This is a genomic window from Pseudonocardia sp. SID8383 (assembly GCF_009864975.1).
Classification (GTDB): Bacteria; Actinomycetota; Actinomycetes; order Mycobacteriales; family Pseudonocardiaceae; genus Pseudonocardia; species Pseudonocardia alni.
In genome coordinates this window covers 1-9,426 of record NZ_WWFY01001211.1, presented here as the reverse complement: position 1 = coordinate 9,426, position 9,426 = coordinate 1, and the positions used below count along the sequence as shown (strand labels likewise).

Sequence of the window (9,426 nt, the reverse complement as noted above, 5' to 3'; positions counted from 1 at the left end):
TCGCGCTCGCCGCGGCGGGCCCGCGGGCCGCGGGCGGCACCGCGGTGGTCACCCTCGAACCGTGCAACCACACCGGCCGCACCCCGCCGTGCGTGGAAGGTCTCCTGGAGGCGGGTATCGCCCGCGTGCACGCCGCGGTCGCCGACCCGAACCCCGTCGCCGCGGGCGGTCTGGACCGGCTGCGCGCCGCCGGAGTAGATGTGACACTCGGCACGCTCGCCGACGAGGTCGCGCTCGGTCCGCTGCGCGGCTGGCTGCACCGCACGCGCACCGGACGCCCCCACGTGACCTGGAAGGTCGCCACCACGCTCGACGGCCGCGTCGCCGCCGCCGACGGCACCAGCCGCTGGATCACCGGCCCGGCCGCGCGCGGCACGGTGCATGACCTGCGCCGCAGGATGGACGCGATCGTCGCGGGCACGGGTACCGTCCTGTCCGACGACCCGGCGCTGACCGCCCGCCGGCCCGACGGCACCTTGTTCTCCCACCAGTCCCTGCGGGTGGTGGTGGGACACCGCGACGTCCCGCCCGGCGCCCGGCTGGCCCGGACCGACGAAGCCGGCACCGCCGACGTGCTCCACCTCCGCACCCGCGATCCGGGGGAGGTGCTCGCCGAGCTCAGCCACCGGACCGTGGTGGACGTGCTCCTCGAGGGCGGACCGACCCTCGCCGGTGCGTTCGTCGCCGCAGGACTCGTCGACCGGGTGCTCGTGCACCTGGCCCCGGCCCTGCTCGGCGCGGGACCGCACGCCCTCGGTGACGCGGGCGTGGTAACGATCGCCGACATCGTTCGGTTGCACGTGGACGAGATCCACCGCGTCGGCGACGACGTGGTCATCGACGCACGACCGGCATCCGGCCCGACCGGGCCGGACGTGCCGCAGTAGGAGGGACGGGCGATGTTCACCGGGATCGTGGAGGAGGTCGGCGAGGTCGTCGACGTCCGCACCGACGACGACGTCGTCGTGCTGACCGTGCGCGCGGCACTGGCCGCCGAGGTCGGGCACGGGGAGTCGGTCGCGGTGAACGGCTGTTGTCTCACCGCCGTCGTCACCGGGCAGGGCGCGGCCACGCTCACCCTGGAGCTGGTGCCCGAGACGCTGAAGCGGACCTCGCTCGGCGCCGTCGGTGCCGGGTCCGGGGTCAACCTGGAGCGCGCCGTGCCCGCCGGTGGCCGGCTCGACGGCCACATCGTGCAGGGGCACGTGGACGGCATCGGCACCGTGGTCTCCCGCACCCCCGGCGAGCGCAGCGACGAGGTCCGGTTCTCGCTGCCCGCCGAGCTCGCCCGCTACGTCGTCGAGAAGGGCTCCGTCGCCGTCGACGGTGTCTCGCTGACCGTCGCCACCGTGTACCCGGACGGGTTCGGGGTGGCGCTGATCCCGACGACCCTCGCCGAGACCACACTGGGGTCGCGCGCCCCGGGGGACCCGGTCAACCTGGAGGTCGACGTGATCGCCAAGTACGTGGAACGCATGACCGCGGGGTACCTGCAGGGGCCCGGGTCCGGACAGGAAGGGGTCGCCCGGTGAGCGAGCCGTTGACGTCGCCGGTCACTCCGGCAGGCCAGGGGTCGGGCAAGTTGCCGGACGCCCCGCACACCGCGATGTCCCCCTCGGAGCGGGCCGAGCGCTTCGCCCAGATCGAGAAGGCCATCGCCGACATCGCCGAGGGCAAGCCGGTCGTCGTGATGGACGACGAGGACCGCGAGAACGAGGGCGACCTGATCTTCGCCGCGTCGAAGGCGACCGCGGAGCTGCTGGCGTTCACCGTCCGCTACACCTCCGGCTACGTCTGCGTGGCCATCACCGGTGAGGCCTGCGAGCGGCTCGACCTGCCGCCGATGCACCACACCAACCGCGACTCCTTCCGCACCGCGTACACGGTCACAGTGGACGCGAAGGAGGGCGTCACCACCGGCATCTCCGCCCAGGACCGTGCGCACACGATCCGCACGCTCGCGGACCCGGGGACCGACCGGCACGACCTGGTCCGGCCCGGGCACGTCGTGCCGCTGCAGGCCCGTGAAGGCGGGGTGCTGCGCCGTCCCGGGCACACCGAGGCCGCGGTCGACCTCGCCCGGATGGCGGGCCTGCCCGCCGCCGGCGCGCTGTGCGAGATCGTCTCGGAGAAGAACACCGGAGAGATGGCCCGCGGCGAGGAACTCGGCGTGTTCGCCGCCGACCACGACCTCACGCTGATCACCATCGCCGACCTCATCGCCTACCGGCGCCGCTACGAGAAGCACGTCGAGCGGGTAGCTACCGCGCGGATCCCCACCGGCCACGGTGACTTCCTCGCGCACGGCTACGACTGCACCCTCGACGGTACCGAGCACATCGCCATGGTGATGGGCGACGTCGCCACCCCCGCCGACGACGGCGAGGACGTGCTCGTCCGGGTGCACTCCGAGTGCCTCACCGGAGACGTCCTCGGCTCGCTGCGCTGCGACTGCGGCCCCCAGCTCGACGCGGCCCTGGAGGCCGTCGCCAAGGAGGGCCGCGGCGTCGTGCTCTACATGCGTGGACACGAGGGCCGGGGGATCGGCCTGCTGCACAAGCTGCAGGCCTACCAGCTCCAGGAGGCCGGCGCCGACACCGTCGACGCCAACCTCGCGATGGGGCTGCCCGCCGACGCCCGGGACTACGGCATCGGCGCCCAGATCCTCGCCGACCTCGGCGTGAAGTCGATGCGGCTGCTCACCAACAACCCGGACAAGCGCGCCGGGCTGGAGGGCTACGGGCTGCGCGTCGTCGGTCGCGAGCCGATGCCGGTGCGCGCGACCCCGCAGAACCTGCGCTACCTGCGGACCAAGCGCGACCGGATGGGCCACGACCTGCCCGACCTCGGCGAGGTCGCCGACCCGGCGCTCTGACCCGGCCGCGCACCGCGCACCGGGAGACCCCGTGGCGCGGCGCGCGGGCCGAGAGGCGAGAATCGGCCCATGAGCGGTGAGGGCCGGCCCTCCGGGGCCACGCAGCTGGACGCGAGCGGACTGCGGGTCGGGGTGGTGGCGGCCCGCTGGCACGCCGAGATCGTGGACCGGTTGCTGGAACGGGCCGTCGCCACGGCTCGGGAGGCCGGTGCCGAGCCCACCGTCGTGCGGGTGCCCGGCACCGTCGAGCTGCCGGTCGTCGCCCAGGAGCTGGCCCGTGGCCACGACGCCGTCGTCGCGCTCGGTGTCGTCGTCCGCGGCGGCACCCCGCACTTCGAGTACGTCTGCGACGCCGTCACCGCGGGCCTCACCCGCGTGGCGCTCGACGAGTCGACCCCGGTCGGCAACGGCGTGCTCACCACGGACACGGTGGACCAGGCGATCGACCGCTCCGGCGCGCCGGGCGCGGCCGAGGACAAGGGGACCGAGGCCTGCATCGCCGCACTCGAATCGGCGCTGGCGCTGCGCGACCTGCGCGCCGGCGTCCCGACCCGCCCGTGACCCCGACCCGGGTCAGCACAGGGAGACTCCAGTGACCGAGCAGCCGACCGACTCCACCGCCCCCGCCGCCCCGGTGGCGCAGACCCGGACCGGACCCGGACCGGACGCGGTGACCCTGCGCCCGCGGGTCATCCGCTGGACCGCCTGGCTCAGCGCCGCCGGCGTGATGGTGTTCTTCTTCATCGCGGCCTACTTCATGCCCGCCGAGGACACCGGGGTGATCTTCCAGCCGGCCGACCAGGTCGCGATGATGGTCATCGGGGCGTTCGTCGCCGGCGGGCTGCTGCTCATGGCCCGCCCCCGGGTGCGCGCCGACAGCCACGGCATCGAGGTCCGCAACGTCATCACCGCCCGGTGGTACGACTGGGCCGACGTGCACGGCGTCTCGTTCCCCGACGGCGCCGCCTCGGCCCGCCTGGAGCTTCCCGACGACGAGTACCAGTCGGTGCTCGCCGTGCAGGCCGTCGACCGCGGGCTGGCCGTGCGCCACGTCCGGACCCTGCGCACCCTGCACCGCGCCGCCGTCCTGGGGGAGTAGGCCGGCTCAGGCGCCGATGCCCGGCGCCCCGGCCCGGCGGTCCAGGACCGGGCCGCCCAGGTCGGCCCGGTCGGCCGCGGCGGCCCCGTGCCGGAAGCCGCTGCCCGACACCTGCGGGCGGCGGGCGCGGCGCAGCCTGCCGAACTCGGCGTCGTAGGCCCGGTCGACCTCGGCGCCGCGGTCGGCCAGCACCAGTTCGGTCGATGCGGCCGCCCGCCCGGTCTCGGCCTCGGTCTCGCCCAGTGCGGAGCGCTCGGCCTCGCACAGCCGCTCGTACACCCGGCCCGCGAAGCCGTAGATCCAGGACCGCCGGTAGGCCGCCACCGACTCGCCGGGGTCCGGCGGGCGGACCGCGGCCAGCGCGGCCGTGGCCTGCAGCAGCAGCGACGTGTAGAGCAGCTCCACCCGCTCCCGGTCGGAGGCGAACCCGAACACGGTGACAGCGGCGACCGAGCCGCCCCGCTGGTCGTGCATCACCCACCGGCACCGCAGCGCCGACGCCGTCCACCCCAGCAGCCGCGCCTTCGCCCCGCTGTAGGGGTTGTCGACGGTGATCCGGCTCCGGCCGATCGGGTCGGCCCGTGACGGCCCGGCGCCGGGCGCCGCCGCCAGCAGCGCCTCGTCGATCCCGTGCCGTGCCATCAGCGCGAACGCCTTGTCGGTGTAGATCTCGGCCTCGTCCGGGGTGCCGGCCCGCTCCGCCTTCGCCAGCAGCTTGCGGATCCGGTCCAGCCGGGCCCCGGGCACCTGCTCACCCGGCGCGGTGCCGATGTCGGTGCGGGGGCCGGTCTCCTGCGCGGTGCTCACGGCGGTCTCCTCGGGCTCGGTAAGGTCGAACTCGTGTTCGAGGGCGAGGTGTACCGGACCCTACCGACAGTTCCGGTGCGCTCGTGCGCGGTCCCCGGCCGACACGCGTCCCTACACCTCGTCCGGGGCCCGCGCCGAGGCCGGGGCCGGGCCGGAACCGTCGGTGCCCGCAACTACCCTGGGAGTCACCATGGCCGACCCCAGCACCTACCGTCCGGCGACCGGGACGATCCCGGAGTCGCCCGGGGTGTACCGCTTCTCCGACCCCCGTGGCCGGGTGATCTACGTCGGCAAGGCCAAGAGCCTGCGGCAGCGGCTGAACTCCTACTTCGCCGACCTGTCCGGCCTGCACCCGCGCACCCGGCAGATGGTCACCACCGCGGCGAAGGTGGAGTGGACGGTCGTCGGGACCGAGGTCGAGGCCCTCCAGCTCGAGTACAACTGGATCAAGGAGTACGACCCGCGGTTCAACGTCCGCTACCGCGACGACAAGAGCTACCCGGTGCTCGCGGTGACGATGCACGAGGAGTACCCGCGGCTGCACGTCTACCGCGGCCCGCGCCGCAAGGGCGTCCGCTACTTCGGCCCGTACGCCCACGCCTGGGCCATCCGGGAGACCCTCGACCTGCTGCTGCGGGTCTTCCCCGCGCGCACCTGCTCGACGGGGGTCTTCAAGCGGCACGGCCAGATCGGGCGGCCCTGCCTGCTGGGCTACATCGACAAGTGCTCCGCCCCCTGCGTGGGCACGGTCACCGCCGACGAGCACCGTGACATCGTCGAGAACTTCTCCGACTTCCTGTCCGGACGCACCGACCGGATGGTCCGCCAGCTCGAACGCGAGATGGCCGAGGCCTCGGAGAACCTCGAGTTCGAGCGCGCCGCCCGGCTGCGCGACGACCTCGGGGCGCTCCGCCGCGCGCTGGAGAAGCAGGCCGTCGTGCTGGGCGACGGCACCGACGCCGACGTGGTCGCCTTCGCCGAGGACGAGTTGGAGGCCGCGGTCCAGGTCTTCCACGTCCGCGGCGGCCGGGTCCGCGGCCAGCGCGGCTGGGTGATCGACAAGGTCGAGCCGACCGACACCGAGCAGCTCGTCGAGCGGTTCGTCTCCCAGTTCTACGGCGAGCAGCACGCCCTCGCGGGCGCCGCCGACGACGCGGCGCAGCCGGTGCCCAAGGAGATCCTGGTCCCGGTGCTGCCCTCCGACACGCCCGCGCTGGAGCGCTGGCTGACCGGGCTGCGCGGCTCCAAGGTGCAGATCCGGGTGCCCCAGCGCGGTGACAAGCGTGATCTGGCCGCGACCGTCGCGCGCAATGCGAAGGAGGCGTTCGCCCAGCACAAGCTGCGCCGCGCCGGGGACCTCACCGCCCGCTCGGCCGCACTGCAGGAGATCCAGGAGAACCTGGAGCTCGACCAGGCACCGCTGCGGATCGAGTGCATCGACATCAGCCACGTGCAGGGCACGAACGTGGTCGCGTCGCTGGTGGTGTTCGAGGACGGGCTGCCCCGCAAGTCCGAGTACCGCCGCTTCGAGATCCGCGACGCCGCACAAGAGGGTGACGTCGCCTCGATCGCGGAGGTGGTGCGCCGCCGGTTCCGCCGCTACCTGGCCGAGACCGCCGACGAGCCCGCGCCCACCGAGGGCTCCGGCGAGGTCGCGCCGGGTGACACCGTGCGCACCGGGATCGACCCGGAGACCGGGCGGCCCAAGAAGTTCGCCTATCCGCCGCACCTGCTCGTCGTCGACGGTGCGAAGCCGCAGGTCGACGCGGCCGCCGCCGAGCTCGCCGAACTGGGGATCACCGACGTCGCGGTGTGCGGGCTGGCCAAGCGCCTCGAGGAGGTCTGGCTGCCCCACGACACCGACCCGGTGATCCTGTCCCGGACCAGCGAGGGTCTCTACCTGCTGCAGCGGATCCGGGACGAGGCGCACCGGTTCGCCATCACCTATCACCGCCAGCGTCGTTCGCAGGGCATGACGGCGTCCGCTCTCGACGGGGTCCCCGGGCTCGGCCCGGCCCGCAAGCAGGCGCTGCTCAAGCACTTCGGGTCGGTGCGCAAGGTGCGCGCCGCCGACGTCGACGAGATCGCCGGTGTGCCCGGCTTCGGTCGCCGGACCGCCGAGTCCGTGGTCGCGGCCCTGCACGCCGGAACCGAGGGGGAGAAGGCATGACCGACGACAACGGCGAGGTGACCGCGGGCCCGGGGATCGAGGTCGCGGTGGTCAGCGGCCTGTCCGGGGCCGGGCGCAGCACCGCGGCGAAGGTCCTGGAGGACCTGGGCTGGTTCGTGGTGGACAATCTGCCGCCCGAACTCATCGCCACGATGGTCGAGCTGGGGTCGCGGGCCCGGGGCGAGGTGGCCCGGATCGCGGTGGTGATGGACGTGCGCTCCCGCGCGTTCACCGACGATCTCGGAGCCGTCATCAAGGACCTCGACGGCCGCGGCTACCGGCCGAAGCTGCTGTTCCTGGAGGCCTCCGACGCGGTGCTGGTGCGCCGCTTCGAGCAGAACCGCCGCTCGCACCCGCTGCAGGGCGCCGGGCGCATCACCGACGGCCTGGGCGCCGAGCGCGAGGTGCTGCGTCCGCTGCGCGAGGACGCCGACCTCGTCGTCGACACCTCGAACCTGTCGGTGCACGACCTGCGCACCCGGATCGAGGGCTCGTTCGCCCAGGAGAGCGCGCACGCCGCGACCCGGGTGACGGTGCTGTCGTTCGGCTACAAGTACGGGCTGCCGCTGGACTCCGACCTCGTCGTCGACGTGCGGTTCCTGCCCAACCCGCACTGGATCCCCGAGCTGCGCCCGTTCACCGGCCGCGACCGGGAGGTCAGCGACTACGTGCTGTCCCAGGAGGGCGCGGAGGAGTTCGTCGACCGCTACCTGGAGCTGCTCGACCTCGTCGGCGCCGGGTACCGGCGCGAGGGCAAGCGCTACCTGACCGTGGCCGTCGGCTGCACCGGCGGCAAGCACCGCTCGGTGGCGATCTCGGAGGAGATCGGGCGCCGGCTCGCCGACCGCGAGGGCATCCAGGTCAACGTCGAGCACCGCGACATGGGGCGCGAGTGAGCCCACGCCCACCCGAGCGCACCGGGGGACTGCGGGTGGTCGCGCTCGGCGGTGGGCACGGCCTGCACGCCACGCTGACCGCGCTGCGCCGCTGCCCGCCGGTCACCGACATCACCGCGGTGGTCACCGTGGCCGACGACGGCGGTTCCTCGGGGCGGCTGCGCCGCGAGCTCGGCCTGCTCCCGCCCGGCGACCTGCGGATGGCACTCGCGGCGCTGGCCGGCGACGACGAGCGGGGCCGCTTCTGGTCCGGGCTGGTCCAGCACCGCTTCGGCGGGACCGGCGCCCTGGCCGGGCACGCGGTGGGCAACCTGCTGCTCGCCGGGCTGCTGGAACGCGACGGCGACCCCGTGCGCGCACTGGCGACCGTCGGCGAGCTGATGGGCTGCGCCGGACGGGTCCTGCCGATGGCCCGGGTGCCGCTGGACATCGAGGCGGAGGTCGCGCTGGACGGCGTCGACGGCGCCCACCTGATCCGCGGCCAGGTCGCCGTCGCTTCCACCCCGGGCCGGGTGCGCCGGGTCTGGCTGCGGCCCGCCGACCCGCCCGCCTGCGACGAGGCCGTCCGCGCGGTGCGCGACGCCGACGTCGTGCTCCTCGGACCCGGCTCGTGGTTCACCAGCGTGCTCCCGCACCTGCTCGTGCCCGGGCTGCGCGACGCGCTGCTGGAGACCCCGGCGGCCCGGGTCGTGCTGCTCAACCTGGCCCCCGAGCCGGGGGAGACCGCCGGTTTCTCCCCCGAACAGCACCTTGAAGTACTGTCCGGGCACGCTCCCGGTCTGCGGGTGCACGCCGTCCTGGCCGACGCCGGGTCGGTGAGCCTGCCGGACCGGCTGGACGCGGCCGCCGCCGACCTGCTGGTCCCCGGCGGACGGGTGTGGCCGGCCGCCGTCGCCGACGCCCGGGCGGCGACCCCGCGGCACGACCCGGACGCACTGGCCGGGGCGCTCGCCGACGTGTTCGGCGCCCTGACCCCCGGCCGGGTCCCGGCGGAGAACGGCACGCACGACAGGCCGCAGCACGACAGCCCGCAGCGCGGAAGGAGCTCCCGATGGCCATGACCGCCACGGTGAAGGACGAGCTGAGCCGGCTCACCGTCACCAAGCAGTCGTCGCGGCGCGCGGAGGTCGCCTCGCTGCTCCGCTTCGCAGGCGGCCTGCACATCGTGGGCGGCAGAGTGGTGATCGAGGCCGAGGTCGACACCGGCTCGGTCGCCCGCAGGCTGCGCCGCGAGATCCACGAGCTCTACGGCCACACGGCCGACGCGCACGTGATCACCGCGGGCGGTCTGCGCCGCAGCGCCCGGTACGTGATCCGGGTGATCCGCGACGGTGAGGGACTCGCCCGCCAGACCGGGCTGCTCGACAACCGTGGCCGCCCGGTGCGCGGGCTGCCGCCGCCCGTGGTCTCCGGTGACCTGTCCGACGCCGAGGCCGCCTGGCGCGGCGCGTTCCTCGCGCACGGGTCGCTCACCGAGCCGGGCCGCAGCTCCGCACTGGAGGTCACCTGCCCCGGCCCCGAGGCCGCGCTGGCCCTGGTCGGCGCGGCACGCAGGCTGGGCGTCGCGGCGAAGGCCCGC

General features: G+C 74.5%; 10 protein-coding genes. 9 read left to right on the top strand and 1 reads right to left on the bottom strand.

Annotated features, from left to right (window positions below; all coding sequences use genetic code 11):
• The 5 genes from ribD to GTW08_RS29655 all read left to right on the top strand — a co-directional run.
• On the top strand, positions 1-887 hold an 887-nt coding region (gene ribD, locus GTW08_RS29675), incomplete at its 5' end, for a bifunctional diaminohydroxyphosphoribosylaminopyrimidine deaminase/5-amino-6-(5-phosphoribosylamino)uracil reductase RibD (RefSeq protein ID WP_161152844.1).
• Positions 888-899: 12 nt separating this feature from the next.
• On the top strand, positions 900-1,532 hold the full coding sequence (locus tag GTW08_RS29670; RefSeq protein ID WP_073574701.1) for a riboflavin synthase: 633 nt from the start codon (positions 900-902) through the stop codon (positions 1,530-1,532).
• A gap of 74 nt (positions 1,533-1,606) precedes the next feature.
• The gene (locus GTW08_RS29665; protein ID WP_073574702.1) at positions 1,607-2,875 is read left to right on the top strand and encodes a bifunctional 3,4-dihydroxy-2-butanone-4-phosphate synthase/GTP cyclohydrolase II; all 1,269 of its coding nucleotides are present in this window, start codon (positions 1,607-1,609) and stop codon (positions 2,873-2,875) included.
• Between the two features lie 69 nt (positions 2,876-2,944).
• Positions 2,945-3,436 carry a 6,7-dimethyl-8-ribityllumazine synthase gene (gene ribH, locus GTW08_RS29660; RefSeq protein WP_073574703.1) on the top strand — a complete coding sequence of 164 codons (492 nt, stop codon included), beginning with the start codon at positions 2,945-2,947 and terminating at the stop codon, positions 3,434-3,436.
• Between the two features lie 163 nt (positions 3,437-3,599).
• Complete coding sequence (locus GTW08_RS29655) at positions 3,600-3,974, top strand: PH domain-containing protein (protein ID WP_301549227.1); 375 nt, start codon at positions 3,600-3,602, stop codon at positions 3,972-3,974.
• Between the two features lie 6 nt (positions 3,975-3,980).
• Here GTW08_RS29655 and GTW08_RS29650 read toward each other — a convergent pair whose 3' ends face one another.
• Positions 3,981-4,781 (bottom strand): DUF2786 domain-containing protein, encoded by an 801-nt coding sequence (locus GTW08_RS29650; protein ID WP_322789648.1) that lies wholly within the window; start codon positions 4,779-4,781, stop codon positions 3,981-3,983.
• Between the two features lie 190 nt (positions 4,782-4,971).
• Between GTW08_RS29650 and uvrC the strand changes: the two genes are divergently transcribed.
• The 4 genes from uvrC to whiA all read left to right on the top strand — a co-directional run.
• Positions 4,972-6,951 carry an excinuclease ABC subunit UvrC gene (gene uvrC, locus GTW08_RS29645; RefSeq protein WP_073574704.1) on the top strand — a complete coding sequence of 660 codons (1,980 nt, stop codon included), beginning with the start codon at positions 4,972-4,974 and terminating at the stop codon, positions 6,949-6,951.
• Entirely contained in the window at positions 6,948-7,847 is a 900-nt protein-coding gene (rapZ, locus tag GTW08_RS29640; protein WP_073574705.1) for an RNase adapter RapZ, read from the top strand. The genes uvrC and rapZ overlap by 4 nt, the downstream gene beginning before the upstream one ends.
• A gap of 29 nt (positions 7,848-7,876) precedes the next feature.
• Positions 7,877-8,908 carry a gluconeogenesis factor YvcK family protein gene (yvcK, locus tag GTW08_RS29635; RefSeq protein WP_083658452.1) on the top strand — a complete coding sequence of 344 codons (1,032 nt, stop codon included), beginning with the start codon at positions 7,877-7,879 and terminating at the stop codon, positions 8,906-8,908.
• Positions 8,899-9,426, top strand: a 528-nt coding sequence (gene whiA / locus GTW08_RS29630) for a DNA-binding protein WhiA (RefSeq protein WP_161152843.1), incomplete at its 3' end; no start/stop codon positions are given. The genes yvcK and whiA, both read left to right, overlap by 10 nt.